The sequence below is a fragment of the Kribbella italica genome, assembly GCF_014205135.1.
Classification (GTDB): domain Bacteria; phylum Actinomycetota; class Actinomycetes; order Propionibacteriales; family Kribbellaceae; genus Kribbella; species Kribbella italica.
In genome coordinates this window covers 708,039-734,757 of record NZ_JACHMY010000001.1, presented here as the reverse complement: position 1 = coordinate 734,757, position 26,719 = coordinate 708,039, and the positions used below count along the sequence as shown (strand labels likewise).

Sequence of the window (26,719 nt, the reverse complement as noted above, 5' to 3'; positions counted from 1 at the left end):
TGGCTCGGGGGGGACCTGGGCTGAGGACCATGAAAGCAAACAAAACCGACCGACTCAGTCCACTATCAGCATCTGAGACACCGGGTTCGGCCCGTGGACGACCCATCATTTTCGCCGCCGGCTCCGAAGGACTTCCGCGATCCAGCCAGAAGTTGTTCAGAACTTATGCACCCGGAAGGCTTTCCCCATGAGCGGTCATCGTGAGTCGGTGGCCGTGGTCGGGTCCGGCGTCGCCGGGTTGACCGCGGCGTACCTGCTGAGCCGGACGTGTCGGGTCACCGTCTTCGAGGCGGACGTCCGGCCCGGCGGGCACGCGCACACCCACGACGTCACGGACTCGGCCGGCGGCACGCACCGGGTCGACAGCGGTTTCATCGTGCACAACGAGCAGACCTACCCGTACCTGCTCAAGCTCTTCGCCGAGCTCGGCGTGGGCACCCGCCCGACCGAGATGAGCATGAGCGTCCACTGCGACGGCTGCGGTCTCGAGTACGCCGGGGGCCGCGGCGCCGGATCGATCCTGAGCCAGCCGCGCCGGCTCGCCGATCCCCGCTTCGTCCGCATGCTCACCGAGATCCCCCGCTTCCACCGCGCGGCCCGCGCTGTCCTGAACGACGGCGACGACAGCCTCACCTGGGCAGGGTTCCTGCAGCAGCGCGGCTTCTCCAAGTACTTCGTCCGGCACTTCGCCGTGCCGCTGGTCGCCTGCGTCTGGTCGTCGGGCACGGCCGACGCCGGGCTGTACCCGGCGCGCTACCTGTTCCGCTTCCTCGACCACCACGGCATGCTGACCGTCGGCGGCTCGCCAACCTGGCGCACGGTCGAGGGCGGTTCCGGCGCGTACGTCGACCAGGTGGTCGCCGCGATCGGCGACGTCCGCACGGCGACTCCCGTCCGCTCGGTGCTGCGGCACGACGACGGCGTCGAGGTCGTCACCGGCGACACGACCCACGCCTTCGACCGCATCGTCCTCGCGACGCACGCCGACACGACGCTCGACCTGCTCGTCGACGCGACGCCCGAGGAGAAGGCCCTGCTCGGCGCGTTCCGCTACTCGGTCAACCCGACCTGGCTGCACACCGACACCTCCGTCCTGCCCGCCGTACGACGTGCGCGGTCGTCCTGGAACTACCGGATGCGCGACTGCCACGCCGACCAGCCGCAGGTCCTGGTCAGCTACTGGATGAATCGCCTGCAGGGCTTCGACTCCGCCGACGAGCACCTGGTCACCCTCAACCCGGACGGCTGGGTCGACCCGGCCAAGGTCACCAGCCGGATGACGTACGCGCACCCGGTCTTCACTCCCGAGTCCGTCGCCGCGGCCGAGCAGCTCACGTCGGCCGGCGGACCACGGCTCGCCTTCGCGGGCGCGCACCTGGGCTGGGGGTTCCACGAGGACGGCTGCCGCTCGGGTGTCGAGGCAGCCTCCCGGCTGGGGGTCAGGTGGTAGACCTTCCCACGCTGCCCGCGATCGTCCCCGGGCACGTCAGTCACTCGCGCCGGGTGCCGAAGCGGCACCGGTTCCGCTACCGGACGTACCAGTGGCTCGTCGACGTCACCGACCTGCCCCGCCGCGGGTGGCTCGGCTCGTTCCGCGCCGCCGACCACCTGGGCGATCCGAACCGGTCCCTGCGCGACAACGTCGCCCACTTCACCGCCGCGCACGGCGTGGAGCTGCGACCGGACGATCGCGTCGTGATGCTGTCCAACGCCCGTACCTTCGGCTACGTCTTCGACCCACTCACCGTCTTCTGGTGCCTGACCGCCGCCGGCGACCTGCGCTGCGTCGTCCTCGAGATCCACAACACGTACGGCGAACGCCACGCCCAGCTCGGCCGCGCCACCCAGTTCAGCCTGGACAAGCAGTTCTACGTCTCCCCCTTCTTCACCGTCGAAGGCCGGTACGACGTGACGCTGCGCCTCGAGCCCGGCCGGCTGGCGGTCGCGATCGACCTGCACCAGCACGACCAGCGCGTCTTCTCCGCGGCGTTCACCGGTACGCCGCGCCCCGCCGCGCGGCGAGCTGTTCTCGCGACGGTCTTACGGAACCCTTTCGTCACCCACCAGATCGCAACTCTGATCCGAATCCATGGAGTGTGGCTCTGGTTCCGCCGGTTACCGGTGGTGCAGCGCCGCCCGCACACCCCACCGGAAGGAGTCGCACGATGACCATCGACGAGCGCTGGCCAGACATCGTCAAAAGTCCCAGAAGTTCTGTTCGTGCAGCCGCGGCGCGGCAGGTCCTCCGAGGTGCCGTTCGCGACCTCGCAGTGCAAGTGGTGCTGCCCGACGGCCGGCGCCTCGGCCGCGGCGGACCGGTGATGGAGATCGTCTCCGACAGGTTCTTCCACCGGATCGGTGCCGACCTCAAGATCGGCTTCGGCGAGGCCTACATGGCCGGCGACTGGCGGGCCGCGCCCGGCACCGACCTGGCCGAGCTGCTGACCGTCTTCGCCCGCCGGCTCAGCACGCTCGTCCCGCCGACGCTCCAGCGCTTCCGCAAGGTGATCGAGCAGCGCATGCCGACCTCCGAGCTGAACGACCGCACGGGCGCGCGCTCCAACATCGCCCGCCACTACGACCTGTCCAACGACCTGTTCGCGACCTTCCTCGACCCGACCATGTCGTACTCGTCAGCGCTCTTCGACGACACCGACGACCTCGAGCAGGCGCAGGTCCGCAAGATCGACAACGTGCTCGACCTGGCCGGCGTACGGGAGGGCTCGCGCGTTCTGGAGATCGGGACCGGCTGGGGTCAGCTCGCGATCCAGGCGGCCGGCCGTGGCGCGACCGTCACGTCGATCACGCTGTCCACCGAGCAGCGCGACCTCGCGCGCAAGCGGATCGCCGAGGCGGGCGTGGACGCGACCGTCGAGCTGTGCGACTACCGCGACGCCGCCGGCCGGTACGACGCGGTGGTGAGCGTCGAGATGATCGAGGCCGTCGGCGAGCGGTACTGGGCCGAGTACTTCGCGACCGTCGACCGCCTGCTCGTGCCCGGCGGGCGGTTCGGCCTGCAGGCGATCACGATGCCCGACGACCGGCTGCGCGCGACCCGGCACGCGCAGGGCTGGATCCACAAGTACATCTTCCCCGGCGGCCTGATCCCTTCCCTGGAGGCGATCGACCGCTCGGCCGGCCGTCTCGCCGTGATCGATCAGCACAAGTTCGGCGCCGACTACGCCCGGACCCTGCGCCTGTGGCGCGACCGCTTCACCGAGCAGGCCGCGGAGGTCGACGCGCTCGGATTCGACGAGACCTTCCGCCGGATGTGGGAGTTCTACCTCGCGTACTCCGAAGCAGGTTTCCGCTCCGGGTACCTCGACGTCGTCCAGCTCGCCTTGACCCGAAGGACCTGACATGGATCTCACCGGCCGCAAGATCTGGGTCGTCGGCGCCTCCTCCGGCATCGGCGCCGCCCTCGCGCACGAGCTGCACCAGCGCGGCGCGCGGGTCGCGATCTCCGCCCGCCGCGAGGACAAGCTGAAGGAGGTCGCCGGCCACCAGTTGGCGATCAGCACCGTCGACGTCACCGACCAGGAGTCCGTCCGCCGGGCCGCCCACGACGTGGCCCAGCAACTCGGCGGGCTCGACATCCTGATCTTCAGCGCCGGCTACTGGGCCCAGATGGACGACTTCGACGCGGCGTCCTTCCAGAAGCACCTCGACGTCAACCTCACCGGCCTGGCCAACACCCTCGACACCGTCATCCCGCGCCTGCAGGGCGGCGGCATGATCGTCGGCATCGCGTCGGTCGCCGGCTACCGCGGCCTGCCCGGCGCCGAGGCGTACGGCGCGACCAAGGCCGCCCAGATCAACCTGCTCGAGGCCCTGCGCGCCAAACTCCGCCCGGACGGCATCGACGTCCTCACCGTCTGCCCCGGCTTCGTCGAGACCGAGATGACCGAGACCAACTCGTTCCCGATGCCGTTCATCATCAAGGCCGACCAGGCCGCCCGCGCGATCGCGGACGGCATCGAGCGCCAGTCCGCGCGGATCGTCTTCCCCTGGCAGATGGACCTCCTGATGCGCTTCGCCAAACTCGTCCCCGACCGGCTGTGGGCCTTGGCTCTCACCCCTCGATCCTGATCTGTCCAGATGCGGTCACAGGTGTTGCCCTCACCTGCTGCAGGTACGTACGGTCCTCCGGGATCGACCGCCTGATGTGAGGAGCTCACCCCGTGGCCACACCAGCTTTTCCGGACGGCTGGGCCCCCGGCGGCCCGCTCGACGTGGCGAAGCTCACGGTCGAGTACGCCGACCGCCCGCTCGGCCTCGACGAGCCCCGCCCGCGCCTCGCCTGGATCGCCACCGCCCCCGGCTTCGGAGCCACCCAGTCGGCGTACCAGGTCCTCGTCGCCACCAGCCCGGACCTCCTCACCCCTGAGCAGGCCGACGTCTGGGACTCCGGCAAGGTCACCGGTGACGCCATCCAGCTCGAGTACGACGGCCCGCAGCTCGCGCCGCGCACCCGCTACCACTGGGCCGTCCGCCTCTGGGACGGCCTGGAGCGCGAGAGCAAGTGGAGCCGTCCGAGCTGGTTCGAGACCGCCCTGCTCGACGACGGCTGGCAGGACGCCCGCTGGATCGGCGCCTCCACCGAAGCCGCTCCCCTGCTCCGCCGCGCGTTCGACCTGCCCGGCCCGATCGCCAAGGCCCGCCTCTACGTCAGCGGCCTCGCGTACGCCGACCTGCACCTCAACGGCCGACGAGTCGGCGACGCCGTCCTCGACCCCGGCTTCACCGACTACGACAAGACGGTCCTCTACGTCACCCACGACGTCACCGATCTCCTCCAGCCCGGCGACAACGTCCTCGGCGCCGAGCTCGGCCGCGGCTTCTTCGGCCTGACCACACCGAACGTCTGGCGCTGGCACCAGACCCCCTGGACCGCCGACCCTCGCCTGATCGCCCGCCTGGTCGTCGACCACGAGGACGGCACCACCACCGAACTCCACTCCGACGCCACGTGGCAGGCCACCAGCGGCCCGACCGTCTCCGACAGCCTCTTCGCCGGCGAGACCTACGACGCCCGCCTCGCGCAGCCCGGCTGGGACAGCCCTGGCTTCGACGCCTCGACCTGGTCCCCCGCCCTCGAACTCGATCCGCCCAAGGGCCGGCTCCGCGCCCAGCAGCACGAACCGATCCGCGTCGTCGAAGAAGTGGCACCGGTCGAGATCACCACCCCGCGGGCCGGCCTCCAGGTGGTCGACTTCGGCCGCACCACGGCAGGCTGGGTCCAGCTCCGGACCGAGGCTCCGGCCGGTCGCACGATCAGTCTCCAGTACGGCGAGACGCTGGGCGCCGACGGCCAGGTCGTGGCCGAGAGCGACCACGTCGAAGGGCGCTTCCAGCAGGACGAGTACGTTGCCGCAGGCAACGGAGTCGAGACCTGGGCGCCGCGCTTCTCGTACAAGGGTTTCCGCTACGTCCAGGTCACCGGCGCCGACCACGCCGAGCTGACTCTCCAGGTCGTTCACTCCGACGTCCGTCCGGCGGCGCGGTTCAGCTCCGACGTCCAGCTGTACGAGTGGCTCGAGGACGCGATGCGGCAGACGGTGCTGAACAACCTGCACGGCATCCCGACCGACACCCCGATGTTCGAGAAGAACGGCTGGACCGGCGACGCCCAGGTCGGCGCACCGACCATGCTGTCGCTGCTCGACCTGTCCCGGTTCTTCACCAAGTGGCTCGGCGACCTCCGCGACAGCCAGGCCGCCGACGGACAGCTCCCGGTGATCGTGCCGACCGGCGACTGGGGTTTCACCGAGTTGTCCCCGGCGACCGAGTGGTCGACGGTCTACCCCTTCCTGCTGCGGGAGATGCACCGCTGGTACGGCGACACCCGCCTGCTCCGCGAGCACTGGGACGCGGTCGTGCGCTACGTCGAGTGGGAGCTGGGCCGCGTCGAGGACGGGTTGTCGGTCAGCGTCCTCGGCGACTGGCTGCCGCCGGGCTACCCGGACGGACCGGCGCCGGAGGATCGGCGGCTGACCGCGACGGCGTACCTGCACCGCGCGGTCACGGCGGTGATCGAGATCGGCGAGCTGATCGGCGAGACCGGCCCCCTGGATCGGTTGCGCAAGGCAACCGTCGAGCTGGCCGACGGGCTCAACCGCGCGTTCCTCGACCGCGAGGCCGGGATCTACCGGAGCGCGCAGGACCCCGACTACCGCCAGACCTCCAACGCGGTTCCGCTCGCGTTCGGCCTGGTTCCCGACGAGCTGGTCGAGCAGGTCGTCGCCAACCTGGTCAGCGACCTCGAGGCGCGCGACTTCCACCTGAACACCGGCTGCCTCGGCGTCGGCGTACTGCTGCCCGTTCTGGCGCAGTACGGGCATGCAGACGTCGCCGCGAAGGTCGCCCAGCAACGGACGTACCCGAGCTGGGGCTACTGGTACGACGAGGGCGCCGACACCATGTGGGAGCGCTGGGAGGCCGACAGCCGGTCGCGCAACCACTACTTCCAGGGCACCGTCGTGCAGTGGCTGCTGGAGAACGTCACCGGACTCCGCAACGCGGGCAACGGCTGGGAACGGCTCGTCGTCCGTCCGGACGCGCGAGCGGACACGGCCCAGGCCTCGGTGCGGACCGACACCGTTCGCGGCCGGGTGTCCGCGACCTGGCGACAGGTCGGACGCGTGCTGCACGTCGAGGTGCAGGTCCCGGTCGGCAGCACCGCCGAGGTGCACGTGCCGTCGGAGCAGCCGACCGACGTCACCGCCGTACCAGCTCCGTACGCCGGGGAGCCGGTCTGGACGGACGGCTACGCGATCTACACGGTCCCGTCAGGGCACTGGTCGTTCACCAGCCGGACGGCGTGACCTTGGTGCTCTGTGATTTTGTGAGGAGCAGGTCGCGGCACACGCGGCCTTCGACCTGCGCACGCGACTCGAACTTGGTCAGCGGACGCCACGACGGCCGTGGCGCCCAGCTGTCGTACTGGTTGGCGAGCAGCGGCTCGGCCGTGCAGACCTCGAGCATCTCGTCGGCGTAGTCGGCCCAGTCCGTGGCCAGGTGCAACGTCCCGCCGGGCCGCAGCCGGGACGCGACCAGGCTGACGAACGGCGACTTCACCAGTCGCCGCTTGTTGTGCCGCTTCTTCTGCCACGGATCCGGGAAGTAGATCCGTACGCCGTCCAGCGTGTCCGGCGCGACGTGGTCGCGGAGGAAGTCGAGCGCGTCGCCGTGCAGTAGGCGGACGTTGCCCAGGTCGCTCTTCTCGACCGCGAGCATCAGCTGCCCGAGCCCGGCCGGGTAGACCTCGGCGGCCAGGTGGTTGACCCCGGGCGCCGCCTCCGCGAGCTGCGCGGTCGCCTCGCCCATACCCGACCCGATCTCCAGCACCACCGGCGCCGTCCGGCCGAACCAGGCGTCCAGGTCGAGCGTCCCGGCCGGCAACTCCTCCAGCTTGCGACCGAGCTCGGACCAGTGCGTCTCCCACACCCGCTGCTGCCCGACCGTCATCCGCACGCTGCGCCGGACGTGACTGAACACGCCCGGCTGCCGTACCTGATCCATCGTTTCCACCGGTACAACTTACAGCGTCCGTCAGGCGCTCTTGCGGTAGTCGAGCAGCAGCGGATCCCCACGCAACCGGGCCAGCGCCCGGCTGGTCTGGCTCTTGATCGTGCCGACCGCGCACCCGACCTCCTCCGCGGTCTCGGCCTCGCTCAGATCGACCAGGTACCGCAGGACGACGACCGCCCGCATCCGTCCCGGCAGCCGTTCCAGCGCGGCGACCAGCACGGAGTCCCGCTCGATCCGGTCGTAGTAGTCGATCAGCACCGGCCGGGTCGGCAGCTCCTCGGTCGGGAACTCCAGCTTGCCCTTCTTCACCCGCCAGTAGGCGCGACAGGTGTTGACGAGCACCTGCCGCACGTACGCGTACGGGTCCTCGGCGCGGATGGTGTCCCACCGCCGCCAGCACTTGGCCAGCGTGGTCTGCACCAGGTCCTCGGCCAGGCCGTGGTCCTGCGTCAGCAGGTACGCCGTACCCAGCAGTGCGCCGTACCGCTGTGTCACGAACTGCGTGAAGCTCGTGGCACCGTCCCCCGACAGTTCCGCCATGGTGAATCGCCCCCAGCGTGTCCTTTCGAAGAGGTCAGCGTCCCGCGATCGGCTTACACGACGCTTTCACGCTTGCGCGACAGTGAAATCCGCGCCCATCCACGGCCCGGCCCGCTCCGAACCGGTAGTGGTCGGCCGCCGCAGTCCGTCCCCGGCCGGCAGGGAGGCGCCCGGGCGGAGCTCCGTTCGGGTGACATCGAACACCGGGAGTGAAGTCGCATGTTCGACAAACTGTTCGTCCGCAACGCCATCGACCGCAGCGCCGAGAACGGGCTCGACCGCCGCAGGTTCCTGCACTCGGCCGGCGTCGCGGGGCTCGGAGTCGCGGCAGCCGGGGCGCTGACGGCCGGAGCCGCCGGTGAGGCATCGGCAGCCGGCGCGCCCAGCGACGGCGCGGTCCTGAACTTCGCGCTGAACCTGGAGTACCTGGAAGCCGAGTTCTACCTGCGCGCCGTGCACGGCCAGGGCCTGCCGGCCTCGGCGATCGGCGGCAAGGGGACGCCGGGCGCGGTCTCCGGCGGCCGTCAGGTGAACTTCAAGAACAAGGTGATCAAGCAGTTCGCCACCGAGATCGCCTCCGACGAGCTGGCCCACGTCAAGTTCCTGCGCGCCGCGCTGGGCTCGGCCGCGGTGGCCCGCCCGGCGATCGACATCGACGCCGCCTTCACCGCCGCGGCGACCGCGGCCGGCCTGATCAAGCCCGGCCAGAAGTTCGACGCCTACGCAGGAGACGACAACTTCCTGCTGGCCGCCTTCGTCTTCGAGGACGTCGGCGTCACGGCGTACAAGGGCGCCGCTCCGCTGATCAGCAACAAGACCTATCTCGAGGCGGCCGCCGGCATCCTCGCGGTCGAGGCCTACCACGCCGCCAACATCCGGACGACGCTGCTCAACCGCGGCCTGGCCGTGGCCTCGCGGGCGATCTCCGACGCCCGGGACAGCCTGGACGGCAGCACCGATCTGGACCAGGGCCTGAACCGGCTGGACACCGCGAACATCATCCCGACCGACGGCAACGGCATCGCCTACAGCCGCTCGGCCGGCCAGGTGCTGAACGTCGTCTACCTCAACCCGGCGGTCACCACCAAGGGCGGCTTCTTCCCCGCCGGTGTCAACGGCGAGATCCGCCAGAGCGCCAAGAGCAACTAGGGTATGTCTCCGAATCCCTCGCCGTAGCGAGCAGGTGCCCGGTGCGGTAGCTCGGCGTGCTGGAGTGAAGGCCTCGATGTTCTTCCATCGTGGTCTTTGCTCCAGTGCGTCGAGGTGCCGTGCCGGGTGCCGCGCAGTAGGCGAGGGGTTCGGAGACATGCCCTGCCCACCTGACTCCTCTTCTGGGCGGATCACTCGCCCCAGAAGAGGCGGTCGACCACGTTGCGCGCGCGCCGGGTCAGCCGGAGGTAGTCGTCGGAGAAGCGACTGGTCTGGCCCGGCGGGTAACCGCAGATCTGCGCCACGGCGGCCAGATCGCGCGGATCGCGCGGCAGTGAGTCGCTCGGCCGGGCCCGGGTCAGCATGATCGCGTTCCGGATCCGCGACGCCCGTTGCCAGGCGGCCCGCAGTACGTCGGCGTCCCGGCGCTCGAAGAGTCCTTCCTCGACCGCCACCCGCAACGCGCCGAGCGTCCGTGTCGTCCGCAGCCCTTCGACCCGGTGGGCCTCGCGCAACTGCAGCAGCTGGACCGTCCACTCGATGTCGGCCAGACCGCCGCGCCCGAGCTTGGTGTGGGTCGCCGGGTCGGCACCGCGCGGCAGCCGCTCGGCATCGACGCGAGCCTTGATCCGCCGGATCTCCATGACATCCCTGGCCGGTACGCCGTCCGCCGGGTAGCGCAACGGGTCGATCAGGTCGCGGAACGCCTGGCACAGCTCGGGATCGCCGCAGAGCGGATCGGCCCGGAGCAACGCCTGCGCCTCCCAGACCGCCGACCAGCGCGCGTAGTACGACGCGTACGACGCCAGCGTGCGCACGAGCGGACCCTGCCGGCCCTCGGGCCGCAGATCGGCGTCGATCGCGACGGCCGGATCCGCACCCGGTATCGACAGCAGGCGGCGCAGTTCGGTCGCGGCCTGGATGGCGAAGTCGGTGGCCGCCTTTTCCGATGCCCCCGGCAACGGATCGTGGACGAACATCACGTCGGCGTCACTGCCGTAGCCGAGCTCGTGCCCGCCGAACCGGCCCATCGCGACGATCGCCATCCGGGTCGGCTCCTCACCGCCCTTGGCGACCGCCCGCCGGGCGACCTCCAGCGAACTCGTCAGCGTCGCGGCCGCGATCGTGGTCAGCGCCTCGCCGACCTGCTCGACCTCGAGCAGGTGCGACAGGTCAGCGGCCGCGACCCGGAACAGCTCGCGCCGCCGGACCGCCCGGATCGCCGCGACCGCGGCTTCCGGCTTGTCCTGCCGGCGCGCGGCGGCAGACATCTCGGTGAGCAGCGCCTCGGGCTTGCGCGGGACCAGCTCGCGCTCGTCCGCGAGCATCGCTGTCGCCTCGGGTGCACGCTGCAGCAGGTCGACGGCGTACCGGCCGCTGGCGAGCAGGTGTGCGAGGCGTTCGGCGGACGCGCCTTCGTCGCGGAGCTGGCGCAGGTACCAAGGCGTCGAGCCGAGGGCGTCGGAGATCGTCCGGAAGGCGAGCAGCCCGGCGTCCGGATCGGGCGACTCGGCGAACCAGCCGAGCATCGCCGGCAGCAGCGCGCGCTGGATCGACGACCGCCGGGACACGCCCTCGGACAACGCCTCGATGTGCCGCAGCGCGGACGCCGGGTCGGCGTACCCGAGGGCGGTGAGGCGCTGCTTCGCGGCCTCCGGGGTGAGCCGGACCTCCCCGCCGGGGATCCGCGCGACGGCGGCGAGCAGCGGGCGGTAGAAGAGCTTCTCGTGCAGGCGGCGGACCTCGAGCGCGTGCTTCTTCCACACCTTGGTCAGGTCGGTGATCGGGTTCTTGGTGAAGCCGAGCGAGCGGCCGAGCCGGCGCAGGTCGTCCTCGTGCTCGGGGACGGAGTGGGTCCGCCGGAGCCGGTACAGCTGGATCCGGTGCTCCATCGAGCGCAGGAACCGGTACGCGTCGGCCAGTACGGCGCCGTCGGTGCGCCCGACGTACCCGGAACTCGTCAGCTGTTCCAACGCGATCAAAGTCGTCCCGCTGCGCACGGTCTCGTCGCTCCGCCCGTGCACGAGCTGCAGCAGCTGGACGGCGAACTCGACGTCGCGCAGACCGCCGGGACCGAGCTTCAGCTGCCGGTCGACATCGGCGGCCGGGATGTGGTCGACGACCCGGCGGCGCATCGCCTGCACGTCGTCGACGAAGCCCTCCCGGTCGGCCGCGGACCAGACCAGGCCGGCCGTCTGGTCGGCGTACGCCTGACCGAGCTCGGCGTCGCCGGCGATCGGGCGGGCCTTCAGCAGCGCCTGGAACTCCCAGGTCTTGGCCCAGCGCTGGTAGTAGGCGAGATGGCTGTCGAGCGTACGAACCAGTGGGCCGGACTTGCCTTCCGGGCGGAGCGCGGCGTCGACCGGCCAGAGCGTGCCCTCGGCGGTGTGCGCGGAGCAGATCCGCATCGCGGCAGCGGCCAGCTGGGTCGCGGTCTTCAGCGCCGGGGCCTCGTCCTCGCCCTCCAGCGGCTCGGCGACGAACAGCACGTCGACATCGCTGACGTAGTTCAGTTCGCGGCCGCCGCACTTGCCCATGGCAATCACTGCCAGCCGGCAGTCGGCGGCACCGGGGTGCTGGCCGAAGTACTGGTTGCGGGCGATCCGGAGCGCAGTTTCCAAGGCACCACCGGCGAGGTCGGCCAGGACGGCGGCGGTCTCGTCGACGAGCAGTCCCTCGGCGAGGTCGCGGGCGGCGAGGCGGAGCAGGAGACGGCGGTACTCGATGCGCAGCGCATCGACCGGGTTGTCGTCGTCCACGGCCAGGGCGAGCCGGGCGGCGACGTCGTCAGGGGTCGGGTTGTTGCCGGCCAGCGCCGGGTCGGCCAAGTCGTACCAGTGCCGCGGGTGCACGGTGAGATGGCGGCCGAGCGCCTCGCTCGCGCCGAGCACGCAGCACAGGCGACGGCGGAAGTCGTCGTCCATGTCGAGCGTGCGGGCGAAGGCGGACACGTCGTACTCGTGCTGGTCCAGCGCCTCGGCCAGGCCGAGCAGGTGGAGCAGCGCGAGATCGGGATCGGCGGACTCCGACAGCGAGCCGATCAGCTGCTCGGTCGCCATCGGGGTGCGCGCGTCCAGCCGGTCGAGCTGCTGGAGCAGCTTCGAGGCCCGTTGGGGGTCCGCGAACCCCCGCCGTACCAGCTGTCCCTCACTGGACACCTTCCGCGACTCCGCCACCCCCGCAGGTTACCGGCGCAGATCGCGGTTCGGTTGCGGGGTGATCACGGCCACCACTCGGAGTCGCTTGGCAAAAACTGTCCGTGACGGGCATGATGACTGATCATGGTCATGATGACGGGGTCGCTCGCTGTTCGGGGCACGGTGGTCTGGTTGACGCCCCAGCAGGGTGGGCGGGTGTCCGGGCCGCCCGAGCCGGACTACGACTACGACTACACAGCCACCGCGTACCTTCCACCACGCACGGCCGAGGACGGGCAGGTCGGCATCGCGCTGCGCCGCTTCGCCCCCGGCGCCTGGCGCTCGGCGGCCGAGGGCATCCTCGTCCCGGCCCAGGACCACCGGGCCCAGCAGGTGGTCCCCGGCTGCATCGTGGTGGTCACCGAAGGGATCCGCCCGGTCGGTCTGCTGACGGTCGAGGAGGTCGAGATCCTCGCCTCCGACGGCACGACCGCCCCGGAGCCACGCGCGACCACTCCGGCGCCCGCGGCTCTCACCACCCCCTACCGCCATTCCACCGCAGCGGCTCGCTGGACAACTCCCGAGACCGCGGGCGCCAGTTAATTTCCCCCGCTTTTCGCACCATTCAGTGACACGATCGCATGCCAGGATGCTATCGACTCAGCTCGCCGTCACCCGGCGACGTCACTCCGCGAAAGGAATCCACGATGCGCGTCCTCGCCATCCTCGCCCTCGGCACCACCCTCCTTGCCGCCCCGCTCACCGCGCAGGCCGCTCCCGGCACACCCGCCGACGCGGCCCCGCAGGCCGTCGCCGCCGCCTGGCCCTCGTGCGTGAAGGTCGTCCGCACCAAGCTGAACAACGACGGCTGGAACGACTACAAGTGGGTCGTCGACGTGACCAACAAGTGCAGCAGCGGGATCAGCTACAACGTGACGCGCAACGGTTCGTCCGACTACGGCTACCGCGATGTTGCCGCGGGCAAGAGTGGCAGCACCTACACAGGCAAGCTGTCCTTCGGCCACGACGCGTCCAAGCCCGACGGCGTGAAGATGTACTACAAGGGCACGAAGTACACCAAGACCTTCTGATCGCCCGAACGGCCGGCTCCCCGATCCGGGGAGCCGGCCGTTCGGCTCAGTAGGCGAACTGGTCGAGGACGCCGAACTTGTCCGCGGCGCCCCCGTTGGAGGCGACCACGATCCGGCGGCCGATGGTGTGCTCACCACCGGCCGGGAGCTCCAGCTTGAACTTGCTCATCGTGAAGTTGCTCTGCGAGTAGCCGGTGAACGGACCTGACGCCGCGCTGTAGACGAGGCCGTAGGTCTCGTTGTCCGGCGTCGTCCCGCTCTGCCCGATCCACCGTTTCGCGGTCGGGACCTGGCTGAACGGTCCACCGCTCGTGACCACCGGGAACCCCGCGACGGCCGAGCGCGACCCCGCACCGTCGTGGTCCATCGCGTCGCCGGCCCACACCGACAGCGCCGCTCCCGTGCCGTTGGTGAACGTGGTGTCGGCGGTGATGAAGGACTCGTCAGGCGTTGCCGTGAAGGTCGTGACGACCTTGAGGGCAGGGTGCTCAGCTGAAGTCCCCGTGACCTGAACCACTGCCTTTTCCTCGGTGTTCTCAGTGATCTTCACTTCGGTGGAGCGGACCTGCAACTGCTGCCAGGCGTTGCCACCGACGGGCTCGGCGGTGCTGACGTACGGCAGGTTGATCCAGTCGAGCTGGTCCGGCTGCCCGGTCAGAGCGAGGTCGAGCACCTTGCCCGTGGTCGACGGGCTCAGCTGCGGGTCGTTGTAGACCTTGGCGACCGCCATCGCGAGCTTCTTGTTCTCGATCACCACGTCACCCGGTCCGCCCTCGACCAGCCCGCTCGGCAGCCGCTTGCCGATGCTCGCGTCGACGCTCACCGGGCTGACCTGCAGATCGATCCCGGTCGTCTCGCCGGTCCCGGCCGTGATCTCGCGCGCCGCCGTCGCGAAGCCGAGCTGCGCCACCTGGAGGGTGTACGTGCCCGCACCCTCCGGCAGCCCGACGCGGTAGTTGCCGGAGGCATCCGTCGTGGTCCGGCCGATCGCCGTCCCGCCCTTGACCACACTGACCGTGGTGTTGGCGGCCGGTGAACCGTCGGCCTTCAGCGTCACCTTGCCGGACACGACCGGCCACGGCCTGGCCGCCGTACCGCCCGGTGTGAAGGCGTACAGGTTGCCGTCGAAGGCACCCGCGACCACGGTGTTGCCGCTGACGGCCGGGCCCGCCGACACCCAGGTGCCGATGTTCTGCGACCACAGCGGCTGACCCGTCCGCGCGTCCAGGGCGTAGAACCCGCCGCTGTTCGCGCCGACGAAGAGGGTGCTGCCCGACAGCGCCGGCGAAGTGAACGATCCACCTCGGTACTGCGAACCCGGCAGCAGCTGGTCCCAGATCACTGCACCGGTGGTGGCGTTGAGCGCCGTCACCGATCCGCTCGGGAAGGACATGTAGACGGTGTTGCCGCTCAGCGCGGCCGCCGACGGCGTCGCGCCGCTGCTGACCAGCGACGGGTGCGTGCTGGTGTAGCTCCAGAGCACCGCGCCAGTCGCACCGTCGCGCGCGACGAGACCGTTGTTCGACCCGATGAACACCTTGCCGCCGCCCGCGGACGGGATGCCGTCCTGCCAGCCGCCGAGGGTGTCGGTGCCGGTCCACAGCTTCTGGCCGGTCTTCAGGTCGTACGCGATCACGATGCTGCCGTCCTGGTTCCCGACGTACACCCGACCGTCGGCGACCGCGGGAGTCCCGTCGCTCATCGTGTTGCCGGCCATCGGCGAGCCCCAGATCCGTTGCCCGGTCCTGGCGTCCAGCGCGAGCAGGATGCCCGCCGCCGCCTCGCCGAACCGGGTCTGGAACGGGAACAGCACCTTGCCGTCGGCAACCGTCACGCCGTAGTACCCGTAGGTGCGCTGGTTGTTGCCCTCGGGCGCGGCCTCCGGGTCGTTGCGCCACTTCAGCTTGCCGGTCTTCGCGTCCACCGCGAACAGCGTGCCGCGCAGGGTCGGCACGTAGACGAGCCCGTCGGAGACCGCGACGCTGCCGTGCACCGACGACGGGACGTCGTAGCTCCACAGCTTGTTGCCGGTGGCGAGGTTCACGGCGTGCACCTCGCTGTTGCCCTCACCGTTCTCGTCCCGCGTCCCGGCGTACACGACGCCGTCGACGATGGCCGGTGAACCGGTCAGGAAGGTGCCCTTGGTCCGGTACGACCAGGCCAGCCGCTGCCCGGCCGCGATCTGGTCCTGCGCCACCCCACTGTGCGACGCGTCGCCGTGGTGCTGGTTCCAGTTCGCCCCGGCGACCGGCCTGATCGCCTTCTCGTTGGTCAGGGTGAACTTCGACGTGCCCTTCCAGGTCGCCTTGTTCTTGTCGGTCGCCTCCACCTCGAGGGTGTGCTTGCCGATCTTGGTGTTGCCCGGCAGGTCGGCGTACCAGGTGAACTCGCCGGTCGCCTGCAGTTGCTTCCAGTTCTTGTTGTCGAGCCGGTAGCGGACCTTCACCGGCGCGTCGGTGGTGTCGTACGCGTTCACCTGGATGCCCGGGAACTTGTCCAGCGGCACCGACGTGCCCGGCGCCGGCGACACGATCGTCAGGTCCTTCTCGGCGCCGTAGATCCGGAACGGGTTGTCGAAGGACTTGTTGTCCATGTTCACGAACCGGAACCCGCGCGGCGAGTTGTCGATCGTGTACGACGACGAGACGGTCTGGATGTGCTTCGCCGTCTTGGCGAACTGGCTGTTCGGCTCGACGTCGTTGCTGTGCTCGTGACCGACCAGGATCAGCTCGGCCTTGTACTGCTCGAGCACCTTGCCGAACTCGTCGTACACCGACGGCGAACCGAACGGGACGTTCATCGGCTGGTGGGTCAGCACCACCAGGTGCTTGCCACGCTTGACGTTCTGCGCCAGGTCGGCCTTCACCCACTCCAGCTGCTCGGCGAACGGCGCGGCGCCGTTGTTCTCCAGCACCAGGAAGTGCCGGTCGCTGTAGTCGAAGGAGTACCACTCCGGGCCGACGTGCTTGCGGTAGTTGTTGATCCGCGCCGCGTACGTCGCCCCGGCGGCGTACTCGTGGTTGCCGACGGCCGGCCAGACCGGGACCTTCGAGTTCGCCGTACTCGACTTGTAGAACTCGAACTCCGCGTCGGTGGCCGAGTTGGTCAGGTCACCGCTGACCTGGATGAACGCGAGGTTCTGCCGGGTCGTGTTGATCTCGGTGATCTGCTCGGGCAGCTGCGCGTTCACGTGCGGGTCGGCCACGTTGCCGAAGGTGAACCCACCGTCGGCGGACTTCTTGTCCTTGCGCAGACCGAAGTTCACCTCCCGGGTGTCACCGGCGGCGAGCTGACCGAGGCTGCGGAAGAACTTCGGGGTCATGTTGTCGTCGGTGCCCACCGAGTAGCCCGACGGCTGGGTGACGAAGACCAGGTCGACGTCGCGGCGCTCGACGTCGGACGAGAAGGAGTAGTGCCCCTTCTTGTCCGTCACGACGAGCTTCTGACCGTCCGAAACGGTCACCCCGGCCAACGGGGTCTCGTTGTTGTCCTGCCGGTTGTCGTTGTCCCGGTCCTCGAAGACCGTGCCGGAGATGATCGCGGCCGGAGCGTCGACGGCGTCGGCGATCACTCCGGTCAGCGGTACGCCGATGACGAGCGCCGCGAGGCCCCCGGCCAGGCCGTACAGGAGTTTGTGCCACCGGGTGGCAGGGGGACGATCGCTCGACTTGCGCGTCAGGCCGATCATGTGAGGAAGAACCTTTCTACGAACCAGAAGGTGCCGAAGGCGGCGACGACTGCGGTCGCCGAGCGGACGACCGGGACCGAGAGACGGCTCCGGCGGATCAGCAGGACCAGGGGGAACACGGCCAGCAGCAGCAACGCCTGGCCGGTCTCGATGCCGATGTTGAAGCTCAGCAGCGAGACGAGCAGTTCCGGACTGACTTGATCGGTGATCCGCAGCGAGCCGGCGAAGCCGAGCCCGTGCAGAAGACCGAAACCGAAGACCACCGGGAGGCGATGGCGGGTGGAACCCAGCAGGTTCTCGACCGCGACGAACGCGATCGACAGCGCGATCAGCGGCTCGACGACGATCGCGGGCACGGTGATCCCGCCGAGCAGCGTGGAGACCAGCGTGACGCTGTGCGCGACGGTGAACATCGAGGTGACCTGGAGCAGGCTCTTGAAGCTGTTCGCGCCGAGGATCAGCGCGACCACGAAGAGCACGTGGTCGAGCCCGAGCAGGATGTGCTCGACGCCCAGCTTGCCGAACTGCAGGCTGGACGCGGCCATCGTCGAGTCGCCGACGGTGAAGTCGTGATGGCTGCGGTCGAACACGGTCCGGCCGGAGTCGTCGCCGAAGTGGTACTCCACCACGTTGGTGTGGTCGTCCGCGACCGCCTCGGCGTCACCGAACACGGTGTACTGCAGGCGGAACGTGCCCTGGTCGCCGGCGCAGGCGTAGATCAGGCCGAGTTCGGCGTACGGCGTACCGGCGCGACTGCCGACGGACGTGGTGGCGAGCTCGGGCTCGCAGGCGGCGCCGTCGAGGGAGATGACGACCCGGTCGTGCAGGTACGTCTCCAGCGTCGGCTTGGCGGTGTCGAGGGCCTTCGCGCGCCGACCGTCGTCGGTCGCGGGCTCGCCGAGGTCGACGGCGCGGGCCAGTACGGCGTACTCGAGGCTGAGCTGGACGTTCACCTGGCTGCCGTCCTGCGTGACGGTGGCGTAGCCGGCGGAAGCGATCACATGGGCGGACGCGGCGGTGGTGCCGGCCAGAGCGAGGGCAACGAGCAGCCCGAGGAATGTCAGCAGACGACGCATGGGGTGAATCCCACGCGACCGGAGTGGACACTCGATGACCGCTCAGGAAACTATTTGCCGCCAGCGTGGGGATTCGTGTAACTATCTGCGACACTGTCGCGGTACCACACCGAGTGTTACCGTCGTCACTATGCGTCAATGGCAGCGGGTTGTTGCGATCGTCGTTGTGGCCACACTGGTCCTCGCCCTCGAGAGCTGGATCGCCAGCGCTCAGGCACCGTTCTTCAAGCAGTGCTCGTACCTGCGGACGGGAGCGAGCGCGCCGGTCCGGCCGCCGTACTCGCTGACGCCGACGGACGGCCTGGTGAAGGTGACGGTGACGACCAACGTCGGCGCGGTGGAGCTGCGGCTGGACCGCGAGAGCGCGCCGTGCGCGGTGCACGCGTTCGGGCACCTCGCGCTCGGCGGGTTCTACACCGGAGCGCCGTGCGGGCGGCTCACGTCCGTGCTGCTGGAGTGCGGACCGGCCGAGGCCGGCTTCCGGTACCCGGCGGAGCTGACCGGCAAGGAGAGCTACCCGCGCGGGACGGTCGCGATGGTGCCGGTCGCCGCCGGGCAGAACGGCGCGCGCTTCTTCGTCGTGCACCGCGACGCGCAGCTGCCGCCGGCGTACACGGTGGTCGGGACGGTGTTCGCCGGGATCGAGGTGGTCGACAAGATCGCCGCGGGCGGCGGGCGGACCCCGGTGTGGATCACCGGGATCCTCGTCGGTTAGAGCACCGGCAGCAGCTTGTTCAGCTCGAACGGCGTGACCTGCTTGCGGTAGTCCTGCCACTCGACCCGCTTGTTGCGCAGGAAGAAGTCGAAGACGTGCTCGCCGAGCGTCTCGGCGACCAGCTCGCTGTCCTCCATCGCGTGGATCGCCTCGGCCAGGCTGTTCGGCAGCGGCTTGATGCCGAGCGCGCGACGCTCACGGTCGGTCAGCGACCAGATGTCGTCCTCGACCTCCCGCGGCAGCTCGTACCCCTCCTCGATGCCCTTCAGGCCGGCGGCCAGCATCAGCGCGAAGGCCAGGTACGGGTTCGCGGCGGAGTCGAGCGAGCGGAACTCGACCCGGCTCGACTGGCCCTTGTGCGGCTTGTACATCGGCACCCGGACCAGCGCGCTGCGGTTGTTGTGACCCCACGAGATGAACGACGGCGCCTCGTCACCGACGGCGAGCCGCTTGTACGAGTTCACCCACTGGTTGGTCACCGCGGTGATCTCGGCCGCGTGGCGCAGCAGGCCGGCGATGAACGCCCGCCCGGTCTTGGACAGCTGGTACTGCGCGCCGCCCTCGAAGAACGCGTTCCGGTCGCCCTCGAACAGCGACATGTGGGTGTGCATGCCCGAACCGGGCTGGTCGCTCAGCGGCTTGGGCATGAACGAGGCGTAGATGCCCTGGCTGAGCGCGACCTCCTTGACGACCACGCGGAACGTCATGATGTTGTCCGCGGTGGACAGCGCGTCGGCGTACCGCAGGTCGATCTCCTGCTGGCCCGGGCCGCCCTCGTGGTGGCTGAACTCGACCGAGATGCCCATCGACTCCAGCATCGTGATCGCCTCGCGGCGGAAGTCGTTGCCGATCCCCTGCGGGGTGTGGTCGAAGTAGCCCGAGGAGTCGACCGGCTCGGGATAGGTGCCCGGAGCGCCGGTCAGCGACTTGAACAGGTAGAACTCGATCTCGGGGTGGGTGTAGAAGGTGAAGCCGAGGTCGGCCGCCTTCGACAGGGTCCGCTTCAGCACGTGCCGCGGGTCGGCGAACGAGGCCGAGCCGTCCGGCATGTTGATGTCGCAGAACATCCGGGCGGTGCCCATCGTCTCGCCCCGCCAGGGCAGGATCTGGAACGTCGACGGGTCCGGCTTGGCCAGCATGTCCGCCTCGGTGACCCGGGCGAACCCCTCGATCGCGGACCCGTCGAACCCGATCCCCTCCGAGAACGCGCCCTCCAGCTCCGCCGGGGCGACCGCCACCGATTTCAGGAAGCCCAGCACGTCGGTGAACCAGAGCCGCACGAACCGTACGTCGCGCTCCTCGAGCGCGCGCAGCACGAACTCCTGCTGCTTGTCCATCGGCGGTTCCACCTCTCTCGACGTACGGCACGGCACCGGACCTCACACAGTGTGCCCCGGCAGTGTTAAGCAGACGTTACGTGGCGACGGGGACATGGCCGGCCACAGGGCCGGGAGCCATGGCCTAGGGTGCTGCGGGTGCAGACGATTTTCCACGCCGCGCTGATCGTGGCGGCCGTGCTCTGCATCAGCGACCTGCTGCTCAGCACCGGCCGCTTCGTCCGCTCGCTGCAACGCCGCCGCCCGGCCGAGCAGGACGTTCTCGGGCGCCGCTGGCTGCCGATCCCCGAGCTGGGATACGGCATGTTCGCCTTCTGCTGCCCCGGGCTGGTCACGCTCGGACTGACCGACAACGACGGCACGCTGCCGACCAAGCAGATCCTGCTCGCCGCGCTGGTCTTCGGGTACGCCGGTGCGGTGCTCTCCCGCGTCGTCCGGACGCCGGGCCCGGGCGGCCGGCGCTTCCGGCTACGCGCCGGGCTGCTGCTGGGTCTGCCGGCTGTCTTCGGGCTGGTCTTCGGGCTCTCCGGCGTCGCCACCTGAGTCCTTGGTCCGGCGCCGCTGGAACCAGGGCACGATCCGCTCCATCGGGGCGAAGGCCAGCCAGCAGACCACGGTCGGCAGGAAGTGGATCAGCAGGATCGCGGTGTTCGCGACGTGGAAGCCGATGAAGAACAGCGCGCCGAGCAGCTGCCAGCGGCCCTTCAGCCAGAGCACCAGCGGTGACAGCAGCTCACCGATGAACCCGACCCACTGCATCACGTGCAGCATCCACGGGTGGTGCAGCAGCCACTCGCCGACCGGGTGAGGCCGGCGCACGATCGCCCAGGTCAGGATGGCGCTGCCCGGCCAGGTCAGCGCCCAGCCCGCGCTGCGGAGCTTGGCGACCGCGGACAGGAAGTACGTCGCGATCACGCTGATCTGGACGCACCGGACCGCCCAGCCGGCCGCTTCCGAGGTGGTCTGGTCGGCGTACACGGAGCCCTTGCGGTTCTTGTTCGGCGCGACGGTCGGGAGCACCCACAGCGCGATGACGAGCGCGAGGTGGTCGTGGTCGACCTTGCGGTCGCTCATCCCGATCAGCACCCACCAGGTGAACGCCGGCGCGACCACCCAGCCCGCGAGCCGCGGCAGCCGGTTGGAGGCGCCGATCAGGCAGAACACGATCAGTACGACGTACAGGGTGGTCGTGTTGGCGACCGACGGCTTCGGGAGGTCGAACAGGCGGGCCAGGTAGAGCGGTTGGTAGAGGCCTGGGTGCTCGCCCTTGAGCCGGGTGTCGCGGACGAACGCGTGCATGTCGAGGATGACGAACAGGTACAGGATCGTCCGCAACCACGCGACGCGGGCGAGTGCGATCTTGGGCGTGAACCAGTTGGCGATCCTGGTCATCGGCGCACCTGCCAGGTCGCCATGACCTCAGCCTTCGGCGGCCCGTCCACGCGCCCTTCCACCAGCTGGGTCGTGTCCCGGATCAGCTCCAGCTTCACGTACTTCGGCTCGTCCGGGTGCTTGCGGGCCCACCCGTCCGCCACCTGCTGCAGCAACGAGGGATCCTTGACGATCTCCCCCGTCCGCGCCTCGATCTCCGCCCGCGCCACCCCCGCACCCTCGATGTTCAGCGGCACGTCCACCGAGGTCCCCGCATCGGTCTCGGCCTGGATCCGGGTGAAGGTGATCGACGCGTCGTCCGGCACCGTCATCGCGTACTGCGACATCGGCCCGAACGGCCACATGTCGTCCGACATCCGCACCGACCCGTTCACCAGCAGCACGACCCCCACCACCGCGACCACCACCCTGACCGTCTTCCCCACCCGGCCCAGCCGCAGCCCCGCACCCGTCGTCACGTCCGTCATTACACACCACCACCAGTTCGCCCCAGCACCCCCAACATCTCAGCTCCATCTCGACCCCTCAACCAGCCAGAGTTGTCCCATGCGCCTCACCGCCCTGCTCGCCGCCGCCGTCCTCCTCACCACCGCGTGCGGCACCGAACCGGCCGCCACCGCCCCCGCAGCTGACTCCACCAGCACTCCGCCCTCCCCTCCCCCGACGCCGGAGCTGACCCGGCCGGTCTTCCCAACCAAGCTGCCGTCCCGGCCCGCGCTCCCCGACAGCGCCTACCAGCAGCTGACGGTTCACCGGCTGACCGATCCGGACACCTCGCTACGAGCGCCCGCGCCTGGCTTCGCCCAGGTGGTCTTCGCGTGCGACTACGAGGAGTGGAGCCCGCAGGAGCAGCGGAACGCCATCGAGCGGATGCCGGCGAACGACAGTCGCGGTGACTACCTGGACGCCAGGACGGCGACCCGGACCACGGAGGCGTTGGGCAGTCACCGGGATCCGCAGGCGGCGGACTACTTCGCGCGGAGCTTCACCAAGGACTCGTGGCCGACGCGCAAGCTGGTCAGCACGTACGACGTGGCGCGCGGCAATCTGACCCGGGCCAACGTGGTCGCGGCGCGGAACTTCTACGCCGACGGCTGCTCGGCCAAGTACGTGGCGCCGCTGCTGACCGGAGTACGGGTCAGCGTCTACGCGCCGTGGACCTGGAAGCTCTGAGAAGATCGCGCCATGGCGACGATTCAGGAAGTGGCGGAGGCGTTCTCGCGGCACCGCTTCTCGGAGGTGTATCCGTTCCTGCACCCGGAGGTGACCTGGACCCTGGTGGGGGCGGCGAAGCTGGTGGGGCAGGAGCAGGTGGTGCAGGCGTGTGAGAACGCGCTGGCGGAGCTGGCGCGGTCGACGACGCAGTTCCTGCGGTTCAAGACGATCGCGAACGCGGACTCCGTCGCGGTGCACTCGGTGGCCCGGTACGTCGACGCGAAGTGGCAGTCGTCGTTCGTGTCGTCGTGCGACCTGTACGAGTTCACCCAGGGGCACCTCACCTCGATCACGTCGTACACGGCGGAAGTCGATCCCGACACGATCGCCTGACAGCGGGGGCGGCGGCTCCTGGTGATCAGCCGTCCAGACGCGTGAGGTGCAACGCCACCGGGCTCGTCGTACCGATCCACACCAGTTGCGCCTGCGCGTCGAACGTCGTCACCGGCCGCAGCCCCGGCACTCCCTCGAACGTCCCCTCGATCGTCCGCGGCAGCAGGTGCTCGAGCACCTCGGCGAGCTCCGGCCCGTCCTGCCACTCGAGCCGGGCCGTCGACGGGTTCGTCTGCCACAGATCCGCCCAGCTCGCGGCGTCCTCACCGAACAACCGGGTCCGCAGGACGTCGGCGACCAGCCCGAGCAGCGTCGCCGCGGGCGTGGCGACCAGGTTGAGCAGGTGCCGTTCGTCGTCGGACAGGTCCGGCAGCGTCGGCTGGTCGGCAAGGCTGAGGTTCACGTCGTACTCCACGCAGGTGGTTCCGGATGGTCTGCGGATCGTCGGTCACCGCCGGACCGCCGGACGACTCGACACGCCGGTGCGGTACGTGATCCTGCGAATCAGCAGCTCGAACGGGCCGCGATAGTTCGCCCGCCGCATCCGGTCCGCGAGGAACACCGTCAGCATCCAGGCCCCCGCCGCGAGCAGTGCTGTCGTTGCCACCGTCAACGTGTCCGACAGGTCGAGCAGGTACGGCGTGAAGACCACCGTCCAGATCACCGACTGCATCAGGTAGCAGGTCAGCGATCGTTGCCCCGTCGCCGCGATCGCCTCGGTCACGCGCCCCCGCCGGATCCGCGTGGCGATCAGCACGATCAGCGCGGCGTACCCGAACCCGCCGATCGTCCCGCTCACGTCGTGCAGCGGCCCGACCAGACTGAGCGTGTCCCCCGTCGGCCGGTCGATCACGCGGGACAGGGTCAGCGCGACCGGCTGGGCTCCGAGTACGGCGATCGTGACGCCCGCGACGGCCGTGGCCTTGAGCAACCGAAGGTGCTCGGCCGGGCGCTCCAGGATCCGGCGCCGGCCGGCCCACAGCCCGACCAGGAACGGCGTCGCGAACCCGATCGGTCCGAGGAACGCGATCAGCGGCGTCACCTTGAGCCGCTCGACGACCTGCGTCCCGAAGTCCGGCGGCAGCATCGACACGTCCGGCGGGTCGGCGTTGATCGACAGCGACGTGTCGCTCGGCAACGCGGTCAGCGCGAGGAAGAGAACGGCGACGATCAGCAGCCAGCGGTCCTTCCAGCGGATCGCCCAGACGCCGAGGAACAGCAGGACGCCGTACGCGCCGAGGATGTCGCCGACGTACAGCAAGGTCGCGTGCAGCAGGCCGAGGACGACGAGCACCAGGCTGCGCCGCCAGAGCAGGAACCGGGTCGCCCAGGCGGTCCCGGTCCGCCGGCGGACGATCTGCGCCACGCCGTACCCGAACAGCAGGCCGAACATCGGGAACGCCCGCCCGTCGACGAAAGTCGCGATCAGCCAGGTGGCGGCGCGGTCGATCGCCGATCCGTCCTGGGGGTAGCCGCCGAGCACCGACGGGCCGCGCAGGAAGTAGTGCGAGTTGGCCAGGGCGATGAACAGCAGCATGAAGCCGCGGGCCAGGTCGGGGCCCAGCGCGCGCTCGGTGACAGCGGTCGGTCCTTGCTCGGTGGTGGTCACGATTTCAGTGAATCGTCAGCGGCCCGGACGGTCGTCGGCGAAAAGTATTTCGGGGCCCAACCTTGGTCGCTGGTCAAGACTTGGCCGAGTCGCTTCGGGGCGCCGCGCGGACCCAGTAAGGTGCACAGGTGCCTCAGCTCCGGCTTGCTCTCGCTCAGCTCGACGTGACGGTCGGCGACCTCGACGCCAACGCGGACAAGATCGTCACCTGGACCCGCGGCGCGGTCGAGCGCGGCGCCCACGTGGTCGCCTTTCCCGAGCTCGTGCTGACCGGTTACCCGGTCGAGGACCTGGCCCTGCGCGGCTCGTTCGTCGACGCGTCGCAGTCCAAGGTCCAGACGCTCGCGCGGCGGCTGGCCGACGAGGGCCTCGGCGACGTCGTGGTGGTCTGCGGGTACCTCGACCGCGCGGCCGGTACGGCGATGGGCGTCGACCGGCTCGGCCGGCCGAAGGGCTCGCCGACGAACTCGGCCGCGGTGATCCACCAGGGCCGCGTCGTCACCAGCGCGGTCAAGCACCACCTGCCGAACTACGGCGTCTTCGACGAGTTCCGGCACTTCGTGCCCGGCAACACGTTGCAGGTGGTCCGGATCCACGGCATCGACGTCGCACTGGTGATCTGCGAGGACCTGTGGCAGGACGGCGGCCCGGTCGCGGTCACCCGCGCCGCGGGTGCGGGGCTGCTGCTGGTGGTCAACTCCTCGCCGTACGAGGCGAACAAGGACGACGTCCGCGGCGAGCTGGTCGCGCGCCGGGCCCGCGAGGCCGGCTGCGCGCTGGCCTACGTGAACCTGGTCGGCGGCCAGGACGAGCTGGTCTTCGACGGCGACTCGCTGATCGCCGATGCCGAGGGCAACGTGTTCGCGCGGGCACCGCAGTTCGAGCAGGGCTCGATGATCGTCGACCTCGACCTGCCGGCCGCGACCGCGATCCCGGTCGCCGGGCACGAGGGCATCGAGATCGTGCACACCGTGCTGCAGGAGGAGCCGCTGCCGGCGTACGAGCCGATGGCGGCCGCGATCGCGCCGCGGCTGCCGGACGAGGCCGAGATGTACGGCGCGGTCGTGCTCGGGCTGCGCGACTACGTGCGCAAGAACGGGTTCAAGTCGGTGCTGCTCGGGCTGTCCGGCGGGATCGACTCCTCGCTGGTCGCCGCGATCGCCTGCGACGCGGTCGGTCCGGAGAACGTCTTCGGCATCTCCAACCCGAGCATCTACTCCAGCGACCACTCCCGCGACGACGCCGCCGAGCTGGCCGCGCGGACCGGGCTGAACTACCGGGTGATCCCGATCCAGCCGATGGTGCAGCCGTTCCTGGAGACGCTCGGGCTGAACGGGCTGGCCGAGGAGAACCTGCAGGCGCGGGTCCGCGCGGTGATCTGGATGGGCCTGTCGAACGCCGACGGCCACCTGGTACTTGCCTGTGGCAACAAGTCGGAGCTGTCGGTCGGGTACTCGACGATCTACGGCGACGCGGTCGGCGGGTTCGCGCCGCTGAAGGACGTGCCGAAGACGGTGGTCTGGCGGCTGGCCAAGTGGCGCAACGCCGACGCCGCCGCGCAGGGCAAGCAGCCGCCGATCCCGGAGAACGCGATCGCCAAGCCGCCGTCGGCCGAGCTGCGGCCCGGGCAGGTCGACACCGACTCGCTGCCGCCGTACGACCTGCTCGACGACATGCTCGACGACTACGTCGAGCAGGACCGCGGCAGCGCCGAGCTGGTCGCCGCCGGGTTCGACCCGGAGCTGGTCAGCAAGGTGGTCCAGCTGGTCGACAAGGCGGAGTACAAGCGCAGGCAGTATCCTCCGGGTCCCAAGATCACCCACAAGGCGTTCGGCCGCGACCGGCGGCTCCCGATCACGAACGCGTGGCGTGAGGACGCCAGAAAGGCTGCCGACAACTGAGTGGAT

General features: G+C 69.9%; 23 protein-coding genes. 13 read left to right on the top strand and 10 right to left on the bottom strand.

Features of this window, described 5'->3' with window-relative positions:
- Positions 1–187: 187 nt before the first annotated feature.
- The 5 genes from HDA39_RS03555 (at position 188) to HDA39_RS03535 (ending at position 6,824) form a co-directional block, all read left to right on the top strand.
- Positions 188–1,450 (top strand): NAD(P)/FAD-dependent oxidoreductase, encoded by a 1,263-nt coding sequence (locus HDA39_RS03555; RefSeq protein ID WP_184793809.1) that lies wholly within the window; start codon positions 188–190, stop codon positions 1,448–1,450.
- The gene (locus tag HDA39_RS03550; RefSeq protein WP_337925610.1) at positions 1,444–2,169 is read left to right on the top strand and encodes a DUF1365 domain-containing protein; all 726 of its coding nucleotides are present in this window, start codon (positions 1,444–1,446) and stop codon (positions 2,167–2,169) included. Before HDA39_RS03555 ends, HDA39_RS03550 begins: the two co-directional genes overlap by 7 nt.
- Entirely contained in the window at positions 2,166–3,359 is a 1,194-nt protein-coding gene (locus HDA39_RS03545) for an SAM-dependent methyltransferase (RefSeq protein ID WP_184793808.1), read from the top strand. The genes HDA39_RS03550 and HDA39_RS03545 overlap by 4 nt, the downstream gene beginning before the upstream one ends.
- Before the next feature lies 1 nt (position 3,360).
- Entirely contained in the window at positions 3,361–4,089 is a 729-nt protein-coding gene (locus tag HDA39_RS03540; RefSeq protein WP_184793807.1) for an SDR family NAD(P)-dependent oxidoreductase, read from the top strand.
- A 92-nt stretch (positions 4,090–4,181) separates the two neighbouring features.
- A complete protein-coding gene (locus tag HDA39_RS03535) occupies positions 4,182–6,824 on the top strand; it encodes a family 78 glycoside hydrolase catalytic domain (RefSeq protein ID WP_184793806.1) in 2,643 nt (880 codons plus the stop codon).
- On the opposite strand, the gene trmB is transcribed toward HDA39_RS03535, so the two are convergent.
- Together trmB and HDA39_RS03525 are read right to left on the bottom strand one after the other, a co-directional pair.
- Entirely contained in the window at positions 6,805–7,521 is a 717-nt protein-coding gene (gene trmB, locus HDA39_RS03530) for a tRNA (guanosine(46)-N7)-methyltransferase TrmB (RefSeq protein ID WP_184805479.1), read from the bottom strand. The genes HDA39_RS03535 and trmB overlap by 20 nt on opposite strands.
- A gap of 30 nt (positions 7,522–7,551) precedes the next feature.
- Positions 7,552–8,070, bottom strand: coding sequence for a SigE family RNA polymerase sigma factor (locus HDA39_RS03525; RefSeq protein WP_184793805.1), 519 nt, complete (start codon positions 8,068–8,070; stop codon positions 7,552–7,554).
- A 219-nt stretch (positions 8,071–8,289) separates the two neighbouring features.
- Here HDA39_RS03525 and HDA39_RS03520 point away from each other — a divergent pair, with 219 nt between their 5' ends.
- Positions 8,290–9,219 carry a ferritin-like domain-containing protein gene (locus HDA39_RS03520; RefSeq protein ID WP_184793804.1) on the top strand — a complete coding sequence of 310 codons (930 nt, stop codon included), beginning with the start codon at positions 8,290–8,292 and terminating at the stop codon, positions 9,217–9,219.
- Positions 9,220–9,410: 191 nt separating this feature from the next.
- Here the strand turns inward: HDA39_RS03520 and HDA39_RS03515 are convergent, their stop codons facing one another.
- Positions 9,411–12,395, bottom strand: coding sequence for a bifunctional [glutamine synthetase] adenylyltransferase/[glutamine synthetase]-adenylyl-L-tyrosine phosphorylase (locus HDA39_RS03515; RefSeq protein WP_337925609.1), 2,985 nt, complete (start codon positions 12,393–12,395; stop codon positions 9,411–9,413).
- A gap of 105 nt (positions 12,396–12,500) precedes the next feature.
- On the opposite strand from HDA39_RS03515, the gene HDA39_RS03510 reads away from it, so the two are divergent.
- Together HDA39_RS03510 and HDA39_RS03505 are read left to right on the top strand one after the other, a co-directional pair.
- The gene (locus HDA39_RS03510) at positions 12,501–12,959 is read left to right on the top strand and encodes a hypothetical protein (protein ID WP_184793803.1); all 459 of its coding nucleotides are present in this window, start codon (positions 12,501–12,503) and stop codon (positions 12,957–12,959) included.
- 104 nt (positions 12,960–13,063) lie between these two features.
- The gene (locus HDA39_RS03505) at positions 13,064–13,447 is read left to right on the top strand and encodes a hypothetical protein (RefSeq protein WP_184793802.1); all 384 of its coding nucleotides are present in this window, start codon (positions 13,064–13,066) and stop codon (positions 13,445–13,447) included.
- A 46-nt stretch (positions 13,448–13,493) separates the two neighbouring features.
- Here HDA39_RS03505 and HDA39_RS03500 read toward each other — a convergent pair whose 3' ends face one another.
- Together HDA39_RS03500 and HDA39_RS03495 are read right to left on the bottom strand one after the other, a co-directional pair.
- A complete protein-coding gene (locus HDA39_RS03500) occupies positions 13,494–17,135 on the bottom strand; it encodes an outer membrane protein assembly factor BamB family protein (RefSeq protein WP_184793801.1) in 3,642 nt (1,213 codons plus the stop codon).
- Positions 17,132–18,211 carry a HupE/UreJ family protein gene (locus tag HDA39_RS03495; RefSeq protein WP_184793800.1) on the bottom strand — a complete coding sequence of 360 codons (1,080 nt, stop codon included), beginning with the start codon at positions 18,209–18,211 and terminating at the stop codon, positions 17,132–17,134. Before HDA39_RS03495 ends, HDA39_RS03500 begins: the two co-directional genes overlap by 4 nt.
- 130 nt (positions 18,212–18,341) lie before the next feature.
- On the opposite strand from HDA39_RS03495, the gene HDA39_RS03490 reads away from it, so the two are divergent.
- On the top strand, positions 18,342–18,926 hold the full coding sequence (locus HDA39_RS03490; protein WP_184793799.1) for a peptidylprolyl isomerase: 585 nt from the start codon (positions 18,342–18,344) through the stop codon (positions 18,924–18,926).
- Here the strand turns inward: HDA39_RS03490 and glnA are convergent.
- The gene (gene glnA / locus HDA39_RS03485; protein ID WP_184793798.1) at positions 18,923–20,263 is read right to left on the bottom strand and encodes a type I glutamate--ammonia ligase; all 1,341 of its coding nucleotides are present in this window, start codon (positions 20,261–20,263) and stop codon (positions 18,923–18,925) included. The genes HDA39_RS03490 and glnA overlap by 4 nt on opposite strands.
- Before the next feature lie 138 nt (positions 20,264–20,401).
- On the opposite strand from glnA, the gene HDA39_RS03480 reads away from it, so the two are divergent.
- Positions 20,402–20,806 carry a hypothetical protein gene (locus HDA39_RS03480; RefSeq protein ID WP_184793797.1) on the top strand — a complete coding sequence of 135 codons (405 nt, stop codon included), beginning with the start codon at positions 20,402–20,404 and terminating at the stop codon, positions 20,804–20,806.
- Here the strand turns inward: HDA39_RS03480 and HDA39_RS03475 are convergent.
- Both HDA39_RS03475 and HDA39_RS03470 read right to left on the bottom strand, forming a co-directional pair.
- Positions 20,732–21,655, bottom strand: a complete 924-nt coding sequence (locus HDA39_RS03475; protein WP_184793796.1) for an HTTM domain-containing protein — start codon at positions 21,653–21,655, stop codon at positions 20,732–20,734. The genes HDA39_RS03480 and HDA39_RS03475 overlap by 75 nt on opposite strands.
- Positions 21,652–22,122 carry a hypothetical protein gene (locus HDA39_RS03470; RefSeq protein WP_184793795.1) on the bottom strand — a complete coding sequence of 157 codons (471 nt, stop codon included), beginning with the start codon at positions 22,120–22,122 and terminating at the stop codon, positions 21,652–21,654. The genes HDA39_RS03475 and HDA39_RS03470 overlap by 4 nt, the downstream gene beginning before the upstream one ends.
- A gap of 79 nt (positions 22,123–22,201) precedes the next feature.
- On the opposite strand from HDA39_RS03470, the gene HDA39_RS03465 reads away from it, so the two are divergent.
- Both HDA39_RS03465 and HDA39_RS03460 read left to right on the top strand, forming a co-directional pair.
- A complete protein-coding gene (locus HDA39_RS03465; protein ID WP_184793794.1) occupies positions 22,202–22,828 on the top strand; it encodes a hypothetical protein in 627 nt (208 codons plus the stop codon).
- Between the two features lie 12 nt (positions 22,829–22,840).
- Positions 22,841–23,203 (top strand): nuclear transport factor 2 family protein, encoded by a 363-nt coding sequence (locus HDA39_RS03460; protein WP_184793793.1) that lies wholly within the window; start codon positions 22,841–22,843, stop codon positions 23,201–23,203.
- 25 nt (positions 23,204–23,228) lie between these two features.
- On the opposite strand, the gene HDA39_RS03455 is transcribed toward HDA39_RS03460, so the two are convergent.
- Together HDA39_RS03455 and HDA39_RS03450 are read right to left on the bottom strand one after the other, a co-directional pair.
- Entirely contained in the window at positions 23,229–23,606 is a 378-nt protein-coding gene (locus HDA39_RS03455; protein ID WP_184793792.1) for a hypothetical protein, read from the bottom strand.
- A gap of 45 nt (positions 23,607–23,651) precedes the next feature.
- Entirely contained in the window at positions 23,652–24,812 is a 1,161-nt protein-coding gene (locus tag HDA39_RS03450; RefSeq protein WP_337925608.1) for a DUF418 domain-containing protein, read from the bottom strand.
- A 128-nt stretch (positions 24,813–24,940) separates the two neighbouring features.
- On the opposite strand from HDA39_RS03450, the gene HDA39_RS03445 reads away from it, so the two are divergent.
- Complete coding sequence (locus HDA39_RS03445) at positions 24,941–26,713, top strand: NAD+ synthase (RefSeq protein ID WP_184793791.1); 1,773 nt, start codon at positions 24,941–24,943, stop codon at positions 26,711–26,713.
- The last annotated feature ends 6 nt before the right edge of the window (positions 26,714–26,719 follow it).